Annotated in this window: 18 protein-coding genes; 16 read left to right on the plus strand and 2 right to left on the minus strand. The window is 31.0% G+C overall.

The window, feature by feature from the left end; translation table 11 throughout:
• The first annotated feature begins 8 nt into the window (after positions 1-8).
• From A3M9_RS0104255 to A3M9_RS0104285, 7 genes are read left to right on the plus strand one after another with little or no spacing between them, the layout of a single operon-like run.
• The gene (locus A3M9_RS0104255) at positions 9-938 is read left to right on the plus strand and encodes an N-acetylglucosamine kinase (RefSeq protein WP_027308115.1); all 930 of its coding nucleotides are present in this window, start codon (positions 9-11) and stop codon (positions 936-938) included.
• Positions 931-2097, plus strand: coding sequence for an anhydro-N-acetylmuramic acid kinase AnmK (anmK, locus tag A3M9_RS0104260; protein ID WP_027308116.1), 1167 nt, complete (start codon positions 931-933; stop codon positions 2095-2097). The genes A3M9_RS0104255 and anmK overlap by 8 nt, the downstream gene beginning before the upstream one ends.
• Positions 2094-3176, plus strand: a complete 1083-nt coding sequence (locus tag A3M9_RS0104265; protein WP_027308117.1) for a DUF871 domain-containing protein — start codon at positions 2094-2096, stop codon at positions 3174-3176. Before anmK ends, A3M9_RS0104265 begins: the two co-directional genes overlap by 4 nt.
• Positions 3177-3193: 17 nt before the next feature.
• Positions 3194-4117, plus strand: coding sequence for an N-acetylmuramic acid 6-phosphate etherase (murQ, locus tag A3M9_RS0104270; protein WP_027308118.1), 924 nt, complete (start codon positions 3194-3196; stop codon positions 4115-4117).
• Positions 4114-5250 (plus strand): N-acetylglucosamine-6-phosphate deacetylase, encoded by a 1137-nt coding sequence (gene nagA / locus A3M9_RS0104275; protein ID WP_027308119.1) that lies wholly within the window; start codon positions 4114-4116, stop codon positions 5248-5250. Before murQ ends, nagA begins: the two co-directional genes overlap by 4 nt.
• Positions 5251-5266: 16 nt before the next feature.
• A complete protein-coding gene (nagB, locus tag A3M9_RS0104280; protein WP_027308120.1) occupies positions 5267-6001 on the plus strand; it encodes a glucosamine-6-phosphate deaminase in 735 nt (244 codons plus the stop codon).
• A 14-nt stretch (positions 6002-6015) separates the two neighbouring features.
• A complete protein-coding gene (locus tag A3M9_RS0104285; RefSeq protein ID WP_027308121.1) occupies positions 6016-6276 on the plus strand; it encodes an HPr family phosphocarrier protein in 261 nt (86 codons plus the stop codon).
• 20 nt (positions 6277-6296) lie between these two features.
• On the opposite strand, the gene A3M9_RS13150 is transcribed toward A3M9_RS0104285, so the two are convergent.
• Positions 6297-7724, minus strand: a complete 1428-nt coding sequence (locus A3M9_RS13150) for an LTA synthase family protein (RefSeq protein WP_051350586.1) — start codon at positions 7722-7724, stop codon at positions 6297-6299.
• On the opposite strand from A3M9_RS13150, the gene A3M9_RS14115 reads away from it, so the two are divergent.
• The 4 genes from A3M9_RS14115 (at position 7705) to hcp (ending at position 11941) form a co-directional block, all read left to right on the plus strand.
• The gene (locus tag A3M9_RS14115; protein ID WP_051350587.1) at positions 7705-7980 is read left to right on the plus strand and encodes a hypothetical protein; all 276 of its coding nucleotides are present in this window, start codon (positions 7705-7707) and stop codon (positions 7978-7980) included. The genes A3M9_RS13150 and A3M9_RS14115 overlap by 20 nt on opposite strands.
• A gap of 383 nt (positions 7981-8363) precedes the next feature.
• On the plus strand, positions 8364-9407 hold the full coding sequence (locus A3M9_RS13155; RefSeq protein WP_035165837.1) for an HD-GYP domain-containing protein: 1044 nt from the start codon (positions 8364-8366) through the stop codon (positions 9405-9407).
• Positions 9408-9585: 178 nt separating this feature from the next.
• Positions 9586-9855, plus strand: coding sequence for an acylphosphatase (locus A3M9_RS0104300; protein ID WP_027308122.1), 270 nt, complete (start codon positions 9586-9588; stop codon positions 9853-9855).
• A 442-nt stretch (positions 9856-10297) separates the two neighbouring features.
• Positions 10298-11941 carry a hydroxylamine reductase gene (hcp, locus tag A3M9_RS0104305; protein ID WP_027308123.1) on the plus strand — a complete coding sequence of 548 codons (1644 nt, stop codon included), beginning with the start codon at positions 10298-10300 and terminating at the stop codon, positions 11939-11941.
• 35 nt (positions 11942-11976) lie between these two features.
• On the opposite strand, the gene A3M9_RS0104310 is transcribed toward hcp, so the two are convergent.
• Positions 11977-13158 (minus strand): DHHA1 domain-containing protein, encoded by a 1182-nt coding sequence (locus A3M9_RS0104310; protein ID WP_198011938.1) that lies wholly within the window; start codon positions 13156-13158, stop codon positions 11977-11979.
• A gap of 347 nt (positions 13159-13505) precedes the next feature.
• Between A3M9_RS0104310 and A3M9_RS0104315 the strand changes: the two genes are divergently transcribed.
• The 5 genes from A3M9_RS0104315 to treP all read left to right on the plus strand — a co-directional run bounded on the left by A3M9_RS0104315 (position 13506) and on the right by treP (position 20743).
• A complete protein-coding gene (locus A3M9_RS0104315; RefSeq protein WP_027308125.1) occupies positions 13506-15491 on the plus strand; it encodes a sigma-54-dependent Fis family transcriptional regulator in 1986 nt (661 codons plus the stop codon).
• 164 nt (positions 15492-15655) lie between these two features.
• Entirely contained in the window at positions 15656-16384 is a 729-nt protein-coding gene (locus A3M9_RS0104320; protein WP_027308126.1) for a gamma-glutamyl-gamma-aminobutyrate hydrolase family protein, read from the plus strand.
• A gap of 2 nt (positions 16385-16386) precedes the next feature.
• A complete protein-coding gene (locus A3M9_RS0104325) occupies positions 16387-17682 on the plus strand; it encodes an APC family permease (protein WP_027308127.1) in 1296 nt (431 codons plus the stop codon).
• A 155-nt stretch (positions 17683-17837) separates the two neighbouring features.
• Complete coding sequence (locus A3M9_RS0104330; protein ID WP_027308128.1) at positions 17838-19166, plus strand: FAD-dependent oxidoreductase; 1329 nt, start codon at positions 17838-17840, stop codon at positions 19164-19166.
• A gap of 155 nt (positions 19167-19321) precedes the next feature.
• Entirely contained in the window at positions 19322-20743 is a 1422-nt protein-coding gene (treP, locus tag A3M9_RS0104335) for a PTS system trehalose-specific EIIBC component (RefSeq protein ID WP_027308129.1), read from the plus strand.
• Positions 20744-20750 lie beyond the last annotated feature (7 nt).

Consider the following 20750-nt stretch of genomic DNA (forward strand, 5'->3'; position numbering starts at 1 on the left):
GTGATAGTTTGCATTATATCATAGGTGTAGATGGAGGAGGAACTAAAACTGAAGCAGTAGCCTTTAGTATGAATGGAGATGTTATTTTTAAAAATGTCACAGGTTTTGGCAATGTGTTGGTTGATGAAATAAAGGCATTAGAGAATATAATAGAAGCAATTGGTGGCTGTATAAAGGGTGTATATGAAAAAAATAGAGAGATTAGATGCATATTTATATGTGCAGGTTTAGCAGGAGTTGAAGTGGGAAATTATAGCATTATTATTAAACAAAAAATAGAAGATTATTTTAAAGTAAGGACAAAAGTAGTAAATGATGCAGTTATAGCACACGCGTCTTTATTAAAAGGGGAAGATGGAATAATTACTATTTCAGGTACAGGTTCTATAAGTATAGGCAAAAGAGAAAATGAAATTGTAAGGGCCGGAGGATGGGGACATATTTTAGGTGATGAAGGAAGTGGATATCACATAGCACTAAAGGCTTTAAAAAAAGCAGTTTATGAGTATGATATGGGATGTAAAGAGAGCCCTTTAACATTAAATATAATGAAAAAATTAAACATTAAAAGGGTAGAAGAGATCAAAGACTTTGTTTATCAGTCTGATAAGGCAAGTATTGCTGCATTAGTTCCAGTTATAGTAGAAAGCAGTTGTTATGACCTATACGCTAAACAGATATTAATTGATGCTGCTAATGATTTATCAGAAATAACATATATGGTTGCAAATAAACTGAATATGTTCAATGATGTAAATATTGGGATTAAAGGTAGTGTTTTAACAAAAATTGATATAGTTAGAGAAAACTTTAAAAAGAATTTAAGGCAAAAATTAAATAAAATAAATTTAATAGATGAAGATGTTCCATCATCAAAGGGTGCATTTTATTTAGCTCTTTTGGAATATAAAAAATTGGTTGGTGATAGTAATGTGTAAATATGCTGTAGGACTTATGTCGGGAACATCATTAGATGGAATAGATGCAGCACTTGTTAAAATAAAGGGAAGTGGTGAGAATACAGAGGTTGAACTAATAGAGTTTGTTAATTTAGATATGCCAGATTACATAAAAAAAGAGATAAAAAGATGCTGTGGAGTAGAGGAGTCTAATGTTGAATTAATATGCAGTTTAAATTTCAAATTAGGATATATATTTGCAGACGCAGTAAAAGAGGTATGCAAAAGAGCAAATTTCCCTATTCATAAATTAGATTTTATAGGTTCGCACGGGCAAACTGTATATCATATTCCAGCAGATAAACAAGGAAGCATAAAATCAACACTTCAGATTGGAGAACCAGCAGTTATATCCTATGAGACGGGAACAACAGTTGTTTCTAATTTTAGAGTCATGGATATGGCGGCAGGAGGACAAGGTGCACCACTTGTACCTTATGTAGACTATATATTATATAAATCGGATAGAAATAGAGCACTACAAAATATAGGTGGAATAGGCAATGTTACTGTAATACCTAAAAATTGTACAGTTGATGACGTTTTTGCCTTTGATACTGGGCCAGGTAATATGATTATTGATGAAGTTGTGCAGAGACTTAAAGGAGTAAAATATGATAAAGATGGATATTTAGCTTCACAGGGAAGAATAATTGAAAATATGTTAAGAGAACTTTTAGATATACCATATATACAAAAAAAACCTCCTAAAACTACAGGGAGAGAATTGTTTGGTAGCCAATTTGTCGATGAACTTTTAATTAAATGGAAAAATAAAAGAGATGTTGATATTATAGCTACGGTAACTGCCTTTACAGCGTATTCAATATATGAAAACTATAAAAGGTTTATTTTTGATAAATACGATATTGACGAAGTAATCATAAGTGGTGGTGGAAGTTATAATAAAACTTTAATTAGTATGATAAAAAATTTATTGCCAAACTGCAAGGTTTTTATATTAGAGGATTTAGGATTTTCTTCAGATGCAAAAGAAGCAATTGCGTTTGCTATACTTGCAAATGAAACATTAAATGGAATATGTTCGAATGTAAGAGGGGCAACAGGAGCAAAACAAAGAGTTGTTTTAGGGAACATTACACCAAGTAAAAAAATTTTTAGGGGGAATAATATATGAAACAATTAGGAATTTCAATATATCCTGAAAAGGCCAGTTTACAGGAAAATATAGAGTATTTAAACTTAGCAGCAAAATATGGGTTTAATAGGGTTTTTACTTGTCTTTTATCTGTTAATGGTGATAAAGAAAAAATAGTAAAGGATTTTAAGGAAATCATAAATGAAGCCAATAGATTAGGAATGAACGTAATAGCAGATGTAAGTCCAAGAGTTTTCGGAGAGCTGGGAATCAGCTATAAGGATTTAAGTTTTTTTAAAGAACTCAATGTATATGGTATAAGACTTGATATGGGATTTAGTGGATTAGAAGAATCTCTTATGACATTTAATCCTTATGGATTGAAAATTGAAATCAATATGAGTAATGGCACTAAGTACATTGAAAATATCTTAAGCTACAAGCCAAATTTAGAAAATCTAATTGCATGTCATAACTTTTATCCCCATAGATATACAGGTTTAAGCTATAGTCACTTTGTAAAGTGTAGTAAACAATTTAAAGAATTAGGTATAAGGACAGCCGCTTTTGTATCTTCAAACAACAGTACTTTCGGGCCTTGGCCTGTTAATGAAGGATTATGTACATTAGAAATGCATAGAAATTTACCAATAAAGATTCAAGCAAAGCATCTATTTGCTACAGGATTAATTGATGATGTCATAATTGCAAACTGCTTTGCTTCTGAAGATGAGATGAGGGAATTGAGTAAAGTTGATAGGGATATTCTTAAATTTGAGGTAGAGCTTGTTAAGGATATACCTGAGGTAGAAAGAAAAATAGTTTTAGAAGAATTACACTTTAACCGTGGAGATGTGTCAGAATATATGATTAGATCTACACAGAGCAGAGTTAAATATAAAGGACACGAGTTTGTACCATTTAATACACCAGATATTAATAGAGGAGATATATTGATTGATACGTCACTATATGGACATTATGCTGGTGAGTTGCAAATAGCATTAAAGGATATGAAGAATTCAGGAAAGACAAATGTTGTAGGAAGAATTAAGGAAGAAGAGTTATTCTTATTAGACTATATAGAACCTTGGCAGAAATTTGGTTTTGAACTTTAATGTTAGGAGTGAATTCAATGGACAAAATAAACTTAGCAAATCTTACAACTGAATCAATAAATCCAAATACAAAGGATATAGATAGAGTAAGTACAATTGATATGGTTACTATGATTAATGAAGAGGATAAAAAGGTGGCATTTGCAATTGAAAAGGAGAAGGAAAGTATTGCAAAGGCAATTGATTTAATAGCAGAAAGGCTATTAGAGGGTGGAAGATTAATATATGTTGGTGCTGGTACAAGTGGAAGGCTTGGTATATTAGATGCTTCAGAGTGTCCCCCAACATTTGGTGTTGATTATGACTTGGTTCAGGGGGTTATAGCTGGAGGAAATACAGCAATGTTTAAAGCTGTTGAGGGTGCGGAAGATGATGAGGAACTTGGCAGAAAAGATATGATTGAAAAAAATTTAAATGGAAAGGATGTTGTTTGTGGAATTGCAGCATCGGGAAGAACTCCCTATGTTATAGGTGCAATGAAATATGCAAAGGAAATAGGTGCACTAACAATTGCAGTAAATATGAATAAAAAGAGTATTATGAATGACTATGCGGATGTTGCAATATCGGTTGAGGTTGGACCTGAAGTTATAATGGGATCAACAAGGATGAAGGCAGGAACAGCTCAAAAAATGATTTTAAATATGCTTTCAACCGGAACAATGATAAAACTTGGTAAAGTTTATCAAAATTTAATGGTGGATGTTCAGGCATCAAATAAAAAGCTATATGAGAGGGCAAAAAGAATAGTTAAAATTGCAACAGGTGAAGATGATTTGGTGATAGAAACTATTTTAGATAAAACAGATTATAATGTAAAACTTAGCATACTTATGATAAAAACAGGGCTTACAAAGGAAGAGGCAAAAAGGCTTTTAGAAAAAAACAGAGGATATATTGTAAAGGCATTAAAAGAATATGAAGAAGGGCTGATAAAATGAAGGCAATAATCAATGGGAAAATAATAACTGAAGGTGAAGTACTTAAGGGTAAAGCTTTGATTTTTGATGAAAAGATTGTTGATATTGTGGATGAAGAAAAAATAAATAAAAATGATTGTGAAATAATAGATGCTAAAGGTAACTATGTATCACCAGGTTTTATTGACATACACATACACGGCTTAGGCGGAAGTGATACAATGGATGCAAACTTTGAGGCACTTCAAAATATAAGTAAAACACTTGCACAATGTGGAACTACAGCCTTTTTACCGACGACTATGACTATGTCAAGGGATAGAATATATATGGCACTTGAAAATATAAAGAGTAATAAAGATAAAGTAAAGGGAGCGAAGGTATTAGGAGTGCATTTAGAAGGCCCCTTTATAAGCAAAAAATATAAAGGGGCACAGGATGATAAGTATATAATTCCTCCAAGCTATGATTTTATTATGGATTATATAGATGTAATAAAGATAATAACAGTTGCACCAGAAGTAGATGAGGAATTTAAATTTATAGATAGTATATCAAAAATTAAAGACATAGTTATTTCTATGGGACATACAAGTGCCAACTATGAAGTTGCAGTTAATGCAATAAAAAAGGGAATAAGCCACGCAACGCATACCTTTAATGCAATGAGGCCCTTTAATCATAGAGAACCGGGTGCTGTTGGAGCTGTATTTAATACAGATATAACCAGTGAAGTTATTGCGGACCTTATCCACGTTCATCCTGAAGCTTTAAGGTTATTAATTAAAATAAAAGGAATTGACAAAGTGGTTTTAATAACAGATTCAATGAGGGCAGGATGTATGGAAGAAGGCATATATGATTTAGGAGGTCAGAAGGTTTTTGTAGATAAAACTTCTGCAAGGCTTGAGGATGGTACACTGGCAGGAAGTATTCTAACTTTAAACAGGGCTGTGTATAATGTTGTAAATAAATTGGGATTAAATATAGTTGATGCTGTTAGGATGGCATCTTTAAACCCAGCAAAGGTAATTAAAGAAGATAGTAGGATTGGTAGTATACAAAATGGAAAAGATGCAGATATTATAATTTTTAATGAAGATATAGATGTTATGCTGACAATAGTAGAGGGAAAAATTGTATTTACAGCATAGCATAGGAGGGGTTTTTATGAGAATAATTGTTACAGAAAACTATGATGAATTAAGTAAAAAGGCAGCAGACATTGTTGCAAGCCAACTAATACTAAAGCCAAAAAGTGTAATAGGGTTTGCAACAGGAGGAACTCCTATTGGTATGTATAAGGAAATTGTAAAAATGTATCGTGAAGGAAAGTTTAGCTTTAAAGATGTAGTTACATTTAATTTAGATGAGTATTATGGACTTGATAGAGAAAATCCACAGAGCTACTATTTTTATATGATGGAACACTTGTTTAAGTATGTAGATATAGATAAAAATAACATAAACATTCCAGATGGAAGGGCAGAGGATATAGAAAAAGAATGTATAGAATATGAAGAAAAAATAGAAAAGGCTGGAGGAATCGACCTTCAGATTTTAGGAATAGGGAAAAATGGTCACATTGGGTTTAATGAACCGGATGTTAAGTTTGAGGCAAAAACACATCTTGTAAGGCTTGATGAGGATACAATAAAGGCAAATTCAAGATTTTTTAATTCAATAGAAGAGGTACCAACAAAAGCAATAAGTATGGGAATAAAGACAATAATGCATACAAGAAAGATAGTTCTTTTAGCATCAGGTAAAGAGAAGGCAGAGATAATTGAAAAGATGGTAAATGGTCCTATAACACCAGATGTACCTGCATCAATACTGCAGCTTCATCCTGATGTAACTTTAATTTTAGATAGAGAGGCAGCAAGCCAACTTAATATTAAATAAATGGAGGGTTCAAAATGGTTGAGGCAAAGGCAATAGTACAAAACAAAACAGGTCTTCACGCAAGACCAGCAACAATAGTTGTAACAGAATCTAAAAAGTTTAAGAGCAATATATTCTTCAAAAAAGGAGATAAGGAAGTTAATATAAAGAGTCTTTTAGGGCTTCTTAGCCTCGCGGTAAAGCAGGGAGATGAAATAGTAATTAAGGCAGATGGCGAGGACGAAAGAGAAGCAGTTGAGGTAATAAAAAAATTAGTTGAGAATATAAATGAGTAAGGTCGGGCATTATTCCGACCTTATTTATTAAATAATTTTCTATAATAATCAAGTTCGAGTATTTTTTCGGATAAGAAAAATTTAATATCAACCATATTTTTAATTCTTTTTATATAATTATCATCTACATTTAAACCCTCATTAGGTATAAATTTATTCTGTATTGAATCATATCTACCTTTATCAGTTATAAAGCTTTTATTTTGGAATATAACAAGAGGTTCAGAGTTTGAAAATATATCAGTTCCCATTAAAAGTCTTGAATCATACTCTAAACCTAAAAGGTTTGATATTGTTGGTATAATATCAAGACTTGAGCAGGGCTTGTCTATAACTTTAGGTTCAATATTTTTGGTATATATTATAAGGGTACTTTTATAAAGTTCAAAATTTTTCTCGACTTTATGACCAGCAAGTTCGTCTATTGTTTCTTCACTTAAACCATATGGATAGTGGTCTGGGCTTATTACAATTAAAGTTCTTTTTAATAAATCTTTTTCTTCAAGTTTGTTTAAAAGATATTCTAAGGCTCTATCTAATTCTATTTGAGCGGCTATATATGCCTTTGCTTCATCAGAGAGATTTAAATTTTCTACAAACTTTTTGTTTTTTATAGACATTGCATTTCCAGAAAAGGAATAGCGTAAATGCCCACTAACGGTCATATAGTATACGTGAAATGGCTCACTATTTATATATTCTGGAATAGTTTTTTCCATCATTTCGAGGTCGGACTCAGGCCAAGATTTTTTAACATCAAGCCCATTGCCAACTCCTTTATATATGTATCCCATATTAGGATGGGATAGATTTCTTTTATAGTATGTATATGTATGATTGTGGTATGCCAATGTTTTAAAACCAAGTTTTTTAAATTGATTTCCCATTACAAAGGGTAAATAATTTTTAGAGGATTCTTTAAAACTCCAAACGCCAGCTTTAGGAATAAGTCCTGTACAGGCAACGTATTCACCATCAGTTGTACTGACACCCCAAATAGGATTGTAGAAGTTAGTGAACCTATATCCTTCATTTACGAGTTTATATAAAGTTGGAGTTAAATCTTTATTTACAGCATAAGGAGAGAGACTTTCAGCAGTAATAAATATGAGATTATACCCCTTATATTTACCTGTATAATCGTTTTTTTCTGTTGGAGATAAATTCTTAAAGTATGAATGCATTTGCTTTAATGTTGCATTTTTTTCTTTTGAAATTAAATCGTCAAAATTAATATTCATCATATTATATGTAACTTTTTTTTCTTCTTTAGGCTTTTGTATGGTATTATTATCTTCTTCTAATTTTATACTCAGTGTCTCTATTGATTTAGATTTTGCTTTATTATTAAAAATAAATTTTTTTATATCCATATTAACTGAAGCAAGTAATCCTAATTTGTGAGCTGTGACTGTTGATGAATTAGTATTGTTTTTAAGTTCAAGCAATAATTCTCTTCTTTCTTTTGAGGTATATATATATAAAGAGTTTATTATTTGTGATAAAAAGAATAACAATACTAAGAATATTACCTCTAATTTTGATAGTTTATTAGATGAAATAATATACTTTTTAAAGAAAATCAAAACAAAAAAAGGAATAAAGAATAAAAAGACAAAATGTAGATTTTTACCTAATATAAAGAATATATCTCTCCAAAATTCAATTACTTGGGATGCGTTTGCAGCAGAATATAATGTATAAAATGTTTAAATATCTTAAAATATATAAATTGGCTTGCAAATATTAGGCAAAATATAAAAACTATTATCTTAGAAATAATATAATTTGTTTTTTCATTAAATAAATTAGATATAATACAAAAAAATACCGAGATAGTAATGCAAAAGATTATTGTATAAATAAAAAGAGAATTGAAGGAATGAATATTTGTAAGTATTTTAAACAAAATTTCAAGAAATAAAAATGAAGATATATAATACGATAGACTTTTTACAAAATTTGTACCACTCATTATAATCCCCCCTAAAATGATTATATATTAAAATTTAAAAAAAATATATATATTGCAAAATTTATGTTATAATTATCTTACATATATTTTCAATTTAAAGGGGTTTGGTATCTTGAAAAAAAGATTTGTAAAGATTAATGACTGCTGCATTGGTGATAAAGTTGCATTAGATATAATTACTGAAACAGGAGCAGTAATTGTTACAGAGGGAACAGTTTTAAATGAGTTTATAATAAACAAACTAAGAAATTTAGGGATAAATAATATACATATTTATTCTGAAAGTGAAAATTTAGATAGTTCAAATATTGCCTTTGAAAATTTAAGCAAGGAATATTCAAAAAATGTTGATACAGTTAAAAATATAATAGGTGACTTAGCTTTAGGTAAAAAGCTTGACTATGGAGTTATATCAAATATAGCAGATGATATAAAATTAGAAATGGAAAATAAGGATAATGTGATTAAGTTTTTATCAACATTTAAAGCCTATGATGAATACACATATAATCATAGTCTAAATGTGGCCTTTTACAGTATGCTTCTTGGAAAATGGCTTGGACTTAGAGAAGATGTAATAACAGAATTGACAAAGGCGGCAGTTATGCACGATTTAGGAAAGGCTAAAATACCAGAAGAAATATTAAATAAAAAGGGTCCACTTACTCAAAAAGAATTTGAAATAATGAAAAAGCACGCACAGTATGGTTATGAAATAGCAAAGCAGGATACTCGCATTAGCCTTGAAGTATTAAAGGGAATACTAATGCATCACGAAAATGAAGATGGTTCAGGATATCCTCTAAAAATAAAGGGTGATAAGATAAATTTATTTGCAAAGATTATTTCCATATGTGATGTATATGATGCATTAACGCAGGAGAGGGTTTATAAGGGCAGGATGACTCCCTTTGATGCCTTTAAGATAATTGAATTAGAGGGCTATACTAAGTTCGATACAAAAATATTGTTGACCTTTTTACATAATATTGCAAGCTATTACATAGGAATGCAGGTGATTTTAAGTGATGGACAAGCAGGCGAAATTGTTTACGTTACACCACAAAATGTTTCATATCCAATTGTAAAGGTTGGAGATGAGTTAATAGATTTAATGAATAGAAAGGACTTAAGAATAGTGTCTTTACTCAACTAAAGTGCCACCAAGAGCTCCGAAAAAATGATACCTTAAAAATTGTCACCACTATATATAGTGAATAAAAGATAATATGCGCAACTATATATAGTATGTTTTTAAAAATAATTTGATTTTTTCGGAGGTCTCCCACCCAGGTGAAATGTGAAATTATTCAATTTTTGTATGGGGTGTTTCTATGAAGAGGTATAGATTTAAATTTTATGGTAGAGTTCAGGGAGTTGGATTTAGGTATTTTGTTTATACAAAAGCATATACTTTAGGATTAAGTGGTTATGTGAAAAATTTAGATGATGGATCAGTTGAGGCAGAAGTTGAGGGAGAAGAGGAAAAAATATATAAATTTTTAGAATTAATCTTAAAGGGAAATGGATTTTCAAGGATTGATGATATAGATAAAGAACAAGTAGATGTAAAAGGAGATAAAAAATTTAAGATACTTTACTAATAGTATTTTTGTTTATTAGCACCGTAATTTACGGTCAGATTGTTGATAAACATGTTTGTTAGCTAAAATATGAAAAAGCCCCATGAAAGGATTTCAAAATGGCATATTTCATGAGCTTTAGCAATTATTGCTTTTCGACTTTGAAAAAGTCCGTAATTCGGCACAGGACGTGCCGAGCCGAGCGGCCATCAGGACGATGGCATCGCGAGGGTAGGACTTTTTCAAANAAAGAAAAGCTTAGAATTGCTTAGCNAAATGAATCGATGCCCAAGAAATCCTTCATGGGGCTAATCAATATATAACTTTTTCAACAGCCTGACCGTAATTTACGGTGCTTTTTTATAATAAACATATAAAAATTTATTTATGTGATATAAATCACTGAATCCCCAAAATATAGCAAGTATAATTAAGACATAAACAAATTTGAGGAGGGATTCAGATGAGTATGTTCTGTTATCAATGTCAAGAGGCCGCAAGTGGAAAGGGATGTAGCTTAAGAGGTGTATGTGGTAAGAACGATGTAGTTGCAAAGAGCCAAGACTTACTTATGTATACACTAAAAGGCTTATCAATGGTAAACCTTTCAGCAAAGGAAAATGGAATCCAAAGAGATGATGTAGATAAGTTTATAATGGAGAGTTTATTTATAACTATTACCAATGTAAATTTTGACGACAAAGTTATATATGAAAGAGTATTAGAAGGTATAAAAATTAGAGATGATATAAAGACAGAGCTTAAGAATAAAGGAATAGATGTAACAAGTTTAAATCACGATGCAGTAAATTTTGTAGTTTCAATTGAAGATGCACAAAAGAAGGCAGAGGAAGTTTCGATATTAAAAACAGAAAATGAAGATATAAGATCCCTAAGAGAGCTTATAACTTATGGTGTTAAGGGGATGGCTGCGTATGCAAACCACGCCTATGTTTTAAAACACGTTAATAAGGAAATATTTAAATTTATGCAAAGGGCACTTGCTTCAACTTTAGATGATACACTTGGTGCAGATGAACTTGTTTCACTTGCACTTGAAACAGGAAAGTATGCTGTTGATGTTATGGCACTGCTTGATAAGGCTAATACATCAACCTATGGTAATCCAGAGATTACAAAGGTAAATATAGGTGTTAGAAACAATCCAGCAATACTAATAAGTGGACACGATCTAAAGGACTTAGAACAATTACTTGAACAAACAAATGGAACAGGTATAGATGTTTATACGCACGGAGAGATGCTTCCAGCCCACTACTATCCAGCATTTAAGAAGTATGAACATTTTGTTGGGAACTACGGAAATGCTTGGTGGTTGCAAGATAAGGAGTTTGAATTATTCAATGGACCAATTCTAATGACAACAAACTGCTTAGTACCACCAAAGGATTCATATAAGGATAGATTATATACAACAGGTGTTGTAGGATTCCCAGGTGTAAAGCACATTAAGGAAGATGAAAATGGTAATAAAGACTTTAGTGAAATTATAGAACACGCGAAGAGATGTAATCCACCTGTACAAATAGAGCAAGGCGAAATAATCGGAGGATTTGCCCACAATCAAGTACTACAGCTTGCTGATAAGGTTGTTGAAGCAGTAAAGAGTGGTGCAATTAGAAAATTTGTTGTTATGGCAGGCTGTGATGGAAGAATGAAGTCAAGAGAATACTACACAGAATTTGCAAATAAGCTTCCAAAGGACACTGTAATTTTAACAGCAGGATGTGCAAAGTATAGATATAATAAGCTTGAACTTGGGGATATAGCAGGAATTCCAAGAGTTTTAGATGCCGGACAATGTAATGATTCATATTCACTTGCAGTGATTGCACTAAAGCTTAAGGAAGTATTTGAATTAAATGATATAAATGAATTACCAATTGTATACAATATTGCTTGGTATGAACAAAAGGCAGTAACAGTACTTTTAGCTCTATTATACCTTGGAGTTAAGAATATTCACCTTGGACCAACACTACCAGCATTCCTATCACCAAATGTTGCAAAGGTTCTTGTTGAAAACTTTGGAATTGGTGGAATAACAAACGTAGATGATGATTTAAAGTTGATGATTGGACAATAGATGTAAAAGGACAGTAGGAAAACCTACTGTCCTTTTTAAGTTAAAGATTCCTTTTTTATTTTTTCTATTAAATTTTCAATAAAATTATTGATATCGGTCATATCTTCGAAACTTCCTTGAGCAAATTTTGACCCTCCTCCACCTCTACCATTAAAGTTTGGCAAGACTTCCTTGAAAATTTGGCCGCAATTTAATTTTATCTTTCCATTATGTGTAAGTATAATCTTTTTATCTGGTATAGATGATAAAATAAATATTTTATCACATAACAAAGAGGCTTTATTTCCTATCATTTGTATTTCATCAAACGTTTTATCTTCAAATATTTTTGTTATTATATCTCCATCATAATTATCTATTAAGTCCTTTGCAATATATTCTGAGTTAATCTCCTTTTGTAGATTAAGTTCCTTTGATAATTTTTTTATTTCATTTTGCATTGAATCAACTTTGATTAAAATTTCATTTTGAGGAACTGATAGTTTCTTATTCAAATTATTTATTATTAAATTTTTTTCCTGAAAATCCTTAAGAAGCCTTCTACCACATTTAAAATACACTCTTGTTATATTCTTATATTTTTCTGTTTTTAGTATTTTAACCATTCCAATTTCTCCAAGGCTTTTAACGTGGGTACCACAACAGGGAGAGTAGTCTATTCCATCTATTTCAACAATTCTTATATTAAAATCTGTAGGAGGAAGCTTTCTTAAAGGTAATTTTTTAGCTTCATCATAATCTAATATATAGGATTTTACTTGTATATTTTTAAAAATCAGCTCATTTACTCTATCTTCAACCCTTTTAACCATTTCATCTGTTATATTTTCTAAACCTACATCAATGCTTACATAATCATCTCCTAAATGAAAACTATTAGTTGGAGCATTATAAAGTTCTATAAAAATAGAGGATAGAAGATGCTGACCAGTGTGGTTTTGCATATGGTCAAACCTTCTTTCAAAATCAATTTTGCACTTCACAGTATTCTTTTCAATTTTTTTGTTAACAACGTGGCAGATTGTATCATTTTCTTCAAATAAATCAACAACCTCAATCCCATCGATTGTTCCATAGTCCCTCGGCTGTCCACCACCTTCTGGATAAAAGGATGTGGTAGAGAGTTCAACAATATAAAAATTATCCTTTTCCCTTTGGTTTACTACTTTGGCCTCCCATTCAAAAATATATGGATTTTCATAATATAGTTTTTGCATTATATCCTCCCCTTTTCTCAAAAGTGCCACCCAGGTGAATTGTGACATTTCCAATAATATACAAAACAATATATGAAATATTAAGTATATTATAACTTTTTTAATGGTATTGTTAAATGGTATCTTGAATAAATAAGTTAATTTTGTTTATTAACATAACACAATATAAGCTTTATATGATTGATTTTTATTTTATTGTTTATATAACATAAAATTATATGTATAAGAAAATAATGTTAATGCTTTACTTTTTTTAAAAGTTTTCGATAACAAAAATAAATTGCAAATGAAAAATTCTTTCTAATATGGCTTTATTATATTTTACCTGCACTTAAGGAGGGATAGGTTTGAAGAGTATTGCACTTGTTACAAATAGAAAAGGCCCGCTATCTGAGTTTTTACGTGAAAACTTAAATGAAGTTTTTGCTAATAAGATTGATATAAATAACTATTATTTATATGAAATAAAAGAAGGAGAAAAGATAAAAGATAATGTAATTTTAGTTATGATAGATGAAAAGGCGTACGAAATTCAAAAATTTGCTTCAAAAGAGAGTTGTATTATTGTTATAGAAAGAACACTAAGAGAAAAAGAAATCTATAAAATTGCTGCAATCCCAAATGATACAAAGGTTTTAGTAGTTAATGATACTAAAGAGACTACTATTGAAACAGTTAACTTACTTCATAGAATAGGTATAAGTCATTTAAAACTAATACCTTATTTGGATAATAAAGTATATGAAGATGTAAAGGTGGCAATAACGCCAGGAGAGAGTGACAAGGTGCCAGATTTTATTGAAACAACAATAGATGTAGGTCATAGGTGTATTGATATAGCAACATTTTTAAAAATATTTAATTGTTTAGAAATAAAAGATAAAGAGATAGAAGAAAATTTAATAAAGTATTCTGAAGGTATTGTAAGCAAGGATATGGGCATAAAAAGACAATATATGGACTTATTTATAAAGGGGCAGCAATTGGAGGTTCTAATTGAACATATACAGGATGCTATTGCTATTGTTGATAATGAGGAAAAGGTTGTTTTAACTAACAGTTCTTTTAATAATTTATTTAACTTTAAAATAGGTAGCAGTTTAATTTTTAATAATGAAGAAATAGATAATTTAATTAAAAAGGATGAGATAAAGGGTGAAATAATAAGGTACAGAAACCAAATTTTTAGTGTCAATAAGGAACCTATTAAATATTTAAATTACAAATCGGGATATATAATAAGCTTTGCAGATATTACAAATATAAAAAGGATAGAACAGAATATATCAAAAAAGATACGAGAAAAGGGTTTTTATGCAAAATACAATTTTGATATGATTATAACATATTCTAATAGGATGAAGGAATGTATAGATATAGCTAAAAAAATTTCAAAATCAGATTATACAGTATTAATTACTGGAGAGAGTGGTACAGGAAAGGAGATGATGGCACAGTCTATTCATAATTATAGTAATCGTTCTAATTATCCCTTTGTTGCAGTAAATTGTGCTGCACTACCTGAAAATTTATTAGAAAGTGAACTCTTTGGATATGAAAAGGGTGCATTTACAGGTGCAATAAAGGAAGGAAAAACTGGTCTTTTTGAGATAGCCAATAATGGTACTATATTTTTGGATGAAATAGGAGATATGCCTTTAAAGCTTCAGACAAGGCTTTTAAGGGTTCTTCAGGAGAAACAGATAATGAGGGTTGGTTCAGAGAATATTATTAATGTTAATGTTAGGGTTATTGCGGCTACAAATAAAGATTTAAAAAAATTAGTAGATCAGGGTTTGTTTAGAGAGGATTTGTATTTTAGACTAAATGTATTACCCATAAATTTACCTCCACTTAGGGAAAGAAGAGAAGATATAATGCCATTATTAAAATGTTATCTTGAAAGAGATATAAAGTTTGATAATGAAGTAGAGAAGTTACTTTTAAATTATAGATGGCCAGGCAATATAAGGGAACTTAAAAATATTGCTATCTATTTAAATGCAATGGAATTTGAAAGGGTTGCATTAAAGGATTTGCCACAATATATTTTAAACTCAGAACTAAATTTTGATAAGGAATTAGATTTTATAAAAAATAATTATAATCTTGAAAAGGTTTTGGATGTACTTGAATGTATAGAAAAAAGTGAAGGCGTTGGAAGAAGGTGTATAAGTGAAAAATTATCGTATATAGGTGAAGGGGAAGTAAGGGGAATATTAGAATTGCTTAATGATTTAGGAATGATTAATAAAAATATAGGCAGAAGTGGAACGAAAATTAATAATAAGGGTAGAATGTTTTTAAATTGGACAAGAAACGGGATAAAATAGGTCTATTTTTTCCCGTTTCTTTTTGATTGTAATGAGGCTAAAATATATAAATGAATTTTATATAATGAATAACAAGACTAATATATTATTCAAATTACAAAAAAGTTAGAAATTTTAAATTTGGCATCAAATTTGCTTATTTTTATATAAAGGAGGCGTTGAAGATGAGACCAGTAATCGGAGTATTAGGAAACATACTAATAATGGAAGGAGGAATATTGCCAGGTATTGAGAGAGCATATGTTAATTACGATTATATTGACGCAATAATTAAGGTGGGTGGAGTACCTTATATTGTTCCTATGAATTTGGAGGAAGAAATTATTGCAAAACAAATAAGTTTGTTAGATGGTCTAATATTATCAGGAGGATTTGATGTAAATCCACTACTTTATGGTGAACAACCTTCAAAACATCAGGACTATACGTATCCAGAAATAGATGAATTTTATCTTAAGAGCATAAATTTTGCATTGGACAAAAATATACCAATTTTAGGTATATGTAAGGGTATGCAAATGTTAAATGTAGCACTTGGTGGTAGTTTATATCAGGATATATCGCAGGTTGAAGGTTCATATATTAAGCACGTACAATCAGCAAAAAGAAGTACACCAACCCATAGTGTTAGTTTTAAAAAGGGTTCAAAACTATATGAAATATTTGGTGAAAAGACCTTTATAAACTCATATCATCACCAATGTGTTAAAAAGTTAGGACAAAGACTTATGGCGGTTGCCTTCTCAGATGACAATATAGTTGAAGCAATAGAACTTGAAGGTAAAGATTTTGTAGTAGGAGTTCAATGGCATCCAGAAATGATGGTTCAAAATCCAAAATCAAATATGATAAAACTGTTTGAGGAATTCATTAAATTTGCAGGGAGGGAGTAGTTATGGGAGATAGTAAAAAGTTTGGTTTTTGGAGTATAGTTTTATTAGGTATTAATGGTGTTATTGGTTCAGGAATATATCTTTTGCCAGGTAAGGCTATGAAGATAATAGGACCAGGAAGTATATGGATTTATATTTTTGATACTTTGTTGGTTATGTCAATGGCGTTATGTTTTGCTGAAGTTGGTGGTCTTTTTAATAAAAATGGAGGCCCCTATGTATATGCAAGGGAAGCCTTTGGAGAATTTGTAGGTTTTGAAGTTGGAATAATGAAATGGGCAATAAGCATCATTGCTTGGGCAACAATGGCAGTAGGATTTGCAACAGCATTATCGAAATTTATACCAGCAGCATCAACGCCCATTGCAAAGAATCTAATTGCAACAACAATTTTGGTGGGACTTGGATTAGTTAATATTTCTGGTGTAAAAGCTACAAAATATTTAAATAATATTGTAACAGTCGCTAAATTATTGCCTCTCATCTTATTTGTAATTATAGGTTTATTCTTTATAAAAGGTGGAAATTTTACTCCTATGTTTCCTAATGGAACAAGCGGTGCAACTATAGGTTCAGCTGCTATTCTAATCTTCTATGCCTTTACAGGTTTTGAATCAATTGCTGTTGCAGCAGAAGATATGGATGAACCACAAAAAAATATACCAAGAGCAATTATAGCAACTATGATTTTAGCATCAATTGTCTATATTCTTGTTCAAATTATTGCTGTTGGTATCTTAGGAGGAGCACTTGCTGAAAGTACAACACCTGTAGCTGATGCAGCAAAGGTATTTATGGGAGGTTTTGGTGAAAAGTTTGTAGCAATTGCAACCCTATTATCAATTGGAGGTATAAACATAGCAGCTTCATTTAATGCCCCAAGATCAGGTGTTGCACTTGCAGAGGATGGAATACTTCCAAATTATATAGCAAAGAAAAATAAGCACGACGTACCTTATATAGCTGTAATTATAACTGTTCTTCTTGCAATACCTGTTGCAGTATCAGGTACATTTACACAACTTGCTATGATATCTGTTATATCAAGATTTGCACAATATATTCCAACTTGTCTTTCTGTAATAGTATTTAGAAAACGTGGTATGAAGAGTACCTATAATATGCCTTTTGGCAGCTTACTACCAATAATTTCGGTTATAGTTAGTATATGGTTACTAACTAAAGCAACAAAGGAACAAATGTTATGGGGCCTTGGTGCACTTATAATAGGAATACCATTATATTTTGTTTTAAAATGGGTACAAAATAGAAATACTGGAGTAGCTAAAGGTATGTAAATAATTTTCACCCCAGACTTTTACATAAAAATCACCATATATAAACATATTATATATGGTGATTTTTTTAGGTATAAAAAGATATAAATATTCTATTGATAATTATTATTAAATAATATAAAATTAAAGTAAGATATTTTTAAGGGGTGAATATTATGAAGGTTATAATAATTGGTTGTACCCACGCTGGTACAGCAGCCGCAATAAACACATCTAAGCTTTACAAGGATGCTAAAATAACCGTCTATGAAAGAAATGATACTATTTCCTTTTTATCCTGTGGAATTGCTCTTTATGTTGGTGGCGTTATAAAGGATGTTAAGGGGCTATTTTATTCATCTCCAGAACATTTAAAGAGTCTTGGTGTAGATACGAAAATGCAGCACGAAGTATTAGATGTTGATTTTGACAAGAAAGAGGTAAGGGTTAAAGATATAAAAACAGGTGAAGAGTTTACAGATTCTTATGATAAGTTAATAATAACTACAGGTTCTTGGCCAATTCTTCCTAAGATTGAGGGCTTTAATTTAAAAAATATACTGCTATCTAAGAATTACTATCACGCCAACGATATAATAGAAAAAGTAAAAGAGGTTCAAAATGTAGTTGTTGTTGGGGCAGGATATATTGGGGTAGAGCTTGTAGAGGCTTTTAGAGAAAAAGGAAAGAATGTAACTTTAATTGATACGCAGGAGAGAATATTAAGTAAGTATTTGGACAAGGAATTCACAGATATAGCAGAAGAAGAAATTAAAAAACACGATATTAATTTAGCTTTATCTCAAACAGTAGTAAGGTTTGAAGGTGAAGATGGAAAGGTAAAAAGGGTTATAACTGATAAGGGTGAATATGATGCAGATGTTGTTATAGTATGTGTAGGATTTAAACCTTCAACTGAAATGTTTAAAGGTAAACTTAATATGCTTTCAAATGGAGCAATAATTGTAGATGAATATATGAGAACATCAAGGGAAGATGTTTTTGCAGCAGGGGACTGTGCAGCAGTTTGGTATAATCCTACTAAGTCATATGAATATATACCGCTTGCAACAAATGCAGTAAGAATGGGAACATTGGCTGCAAGAAATCTTGTAGACAGAAGTATAAAGTGGAGAGGAACTCAAGGAACATCGGGTATTAAGATATATGATTATAATATTGCATCAACGGGATTAATAGAAGAGATTGCAAAACAAAAGGGACTAAATATACAATCTGTTACAATAGAAGACAATTATAGACCAGAGTTTATGCCAACATATGAAAAGGCAAAACTTAAAGTAGTTTATGAAAGTGATACAGGAAGAATACTTGGTTCACAGATACTATCAAAACACGATTTGACACCACTTATGAATACAATGTCTGTTTTTATACAAAATGAAATGACAATTGAGGATTTAGCCTTTACCGATTTCTTCTTCCAACCTCATTTCAATAAACCTTGGAATTTGTTAAATATAGCAGGCCTAAATGCGATTTAATAAAAATAAGAAAAGATAGGGTGCTTATCACCTTATCTTTTCTTATTTAATTTTTCTTAAAATTTTCAAAAAACTATTGCCTAACTTGTACGTACATGATATTATATAAATGAAAATAAAGTTGTACGTACAAGTTAGGATGGAGGGGAACAAAAGTGAGTAAATTTGCAAATGATGTAAAAGAACTTTTAGAGTACGTGGGAGGAAAAGAAAATATAGCAGCAGTATCCCACTGTGCAACAAGAATGAGATTTGTTTTAAATGACCCAAAGAAGGCAGATGTAAAAAAGATTGATGCTATGAAGGTTGTTAAGGGAACCTTCACTCAAGCAGGACAGTTCCAAGTAATCATTGGAAACGAAGTTGCTGTTTTCTACAATGAGTTTGTAAGATATGCAGGTATAGAAGGTGTTAGCAAGGATGAAGCAAAGAAGGCAGCAAGACAAAATATGAGTCTAATTCAAAGACTTATATCACACCTTGGTGAAATATTTGCACCACTTATTCCAGCAATAGTTGTTGGAGGTCTTATACTTGGTTTTAGAAATATAATAGGCGATATTAAGATGTTTGAAAATGGAACAAAGAGTTTAACAGAAATATCACAATTTTGGGCTGGAGTTCACCATTTCCTATGGCTTATAGGTGAAGCAATATTCTTCTTTTTACCAGTTGGTATAACGTGGTCAATATCAAAGAAGATGGGTACAACACAAATACTTGGTATAGTACTTGGTATAACACTTGTTTCACCACAGTTACTTAATGCCTATGCAGTTGCAACAGCAAAGGAAATACCAGTATGGAACTTTGGTTTTGCACAAGTTAAGATGATTGGATACCAGGCCCAAGTAATACCAGCAATACTTGCAGGATTTACACTTTCATTCTTTGAATCAAAGCTTAGAGATATAGTTCCTTCATATATATCAATGATAGTAGTTCCATTCTTTGCACTTGTTCCAACAGTGCTAATTGCCCATACAATATTAGGACCACTTGGATGGGCAATAGGTTCAGCAATTTCTAAGGTTGTTTATGCAGGACTTACATCAGCATTTGGATGGCTATTTGCAGCAATATTTGGATTTACTTATGCTCCACTTGTTATAACAGGTCTACATCATATGACAAATGCAATAGACCTACAATTAATGAGCGAACTTGGTGGAACAAACCTATGGCCAATGATTGCACTATCTAATATTGCACAAGGTTCTGCAGTACTTGCAATTATCTATTTAAATAAGCACGATGAAGAAGAAAAGCAAGTTTCAATTCCAGCTTGTATATCCTGCTACCTTGGAGTAACTGAACCTGCAATGTTTGGTATCAACTTAAAATATGTATATCCATTCCTTGCAGCAATGATTGGTTCATCAATTGCAGCAGTATTTTCAGTAGGAACTGGTGTTTTAGCAAACTCAATTGGTGTTGGAGGACTTCCAGGAATCCTTTCAATAAAGCCACAATTTATGTTTAAGTTCTTTATAGCAATGCTAATTGCAATTATAGTTCCATTTATGCTTACAGTACTGTTTAAGAAGAATAATATTCTTGTTAAGGATAACAAGTAATAATGTT

Origin of the sequence: Caloramator sp. ALD01 (assembly GCF_000472625.1) — a bacterium.
Lineage (GTDB): Bacteria > Bacillota > Clostridia > Clostridiales > Caloramatoraceae > Thermobrachium > Thermobrachium proteoclasticum.

Coding starts and splice junctions, on each gene's coding strand:
- anmK (WP_027308116.1), top strand. CDS start 931: ATGTGTAAATATGCTGTAGGACTTATGTCGGGAACATCATTAGATGGA.
- A3M9_RS0104265 (WP_027308117.1), top strand. CDS start 2,094: ATGAAACAATTAGGAATTTCAATATATCCTGAAAAGGCCAGTTTACAG.
- murQ (WP_027308118.1), top strand. CDS start 3,194: ATGGACAAAATAAACTTAGCAAATCTTACAACTGAATCAATAAATCCA.
- nagA (WP_027308119.1), top strand. CDS start 4,114: ATGAAGGCAATAATCAATGGGAAAATAATAACTGAAGGTGAAGTACTT.
- nagB (WP_027308120.1), top strand. CDS start 5,267: ATGAGAATAATTGTTACAGAAAACTATGATGAATTAAGTAAAAAGGCA.
- A3M9_RS0104285 (WP_027308121.1), top strand. CDS start 6,016: ATGGTTGAGGCAAAGGCAATAGTACAAAACAAAACAGGTCTTCACGCA.
- A3M9_RS0104300 (WP_027308122.1), top strand. CDS start 9,586: ATGAAGAGGTATAGATTTAAATTTTATGGTAGAGTTCAGGGAGTTGGA.
- hcp (WP_027308123.1), top strand. CDS start 10,298: ATGAGTATGTTCTGTTATCAATGTCAAGAGGCCGCAAGTGGAAAGGGA.
- A3M9_RS0104310 (WP_198011938.1), bottom strand. CDS start 13,158: ATGCAAAAACTATATTATGAAAATCCATATATTTTTGAATGGGAGGCC.
- A3M9_RS0104320 (WP_027308126.1), top strand. CDS start 15,656: ATGAGACCAGTAATCGGAGTATTAGGAAACATACTAATAATGGAAGGA.
- A3M9_RS0104325 (WP_027308127.1), top strand. CDS start 16,387: ATGGGAGATAGTAAAAAGTTTGGTTTTTGGAGTATAGTTTTATTAGGT.
- A3M9_RS0104330 (WP_027308128.1), top strand. CDS start 17,838: ATGAAGGTTATAATAATTGGTTGTACCCACGCTGGTACAGCAGCCGCA.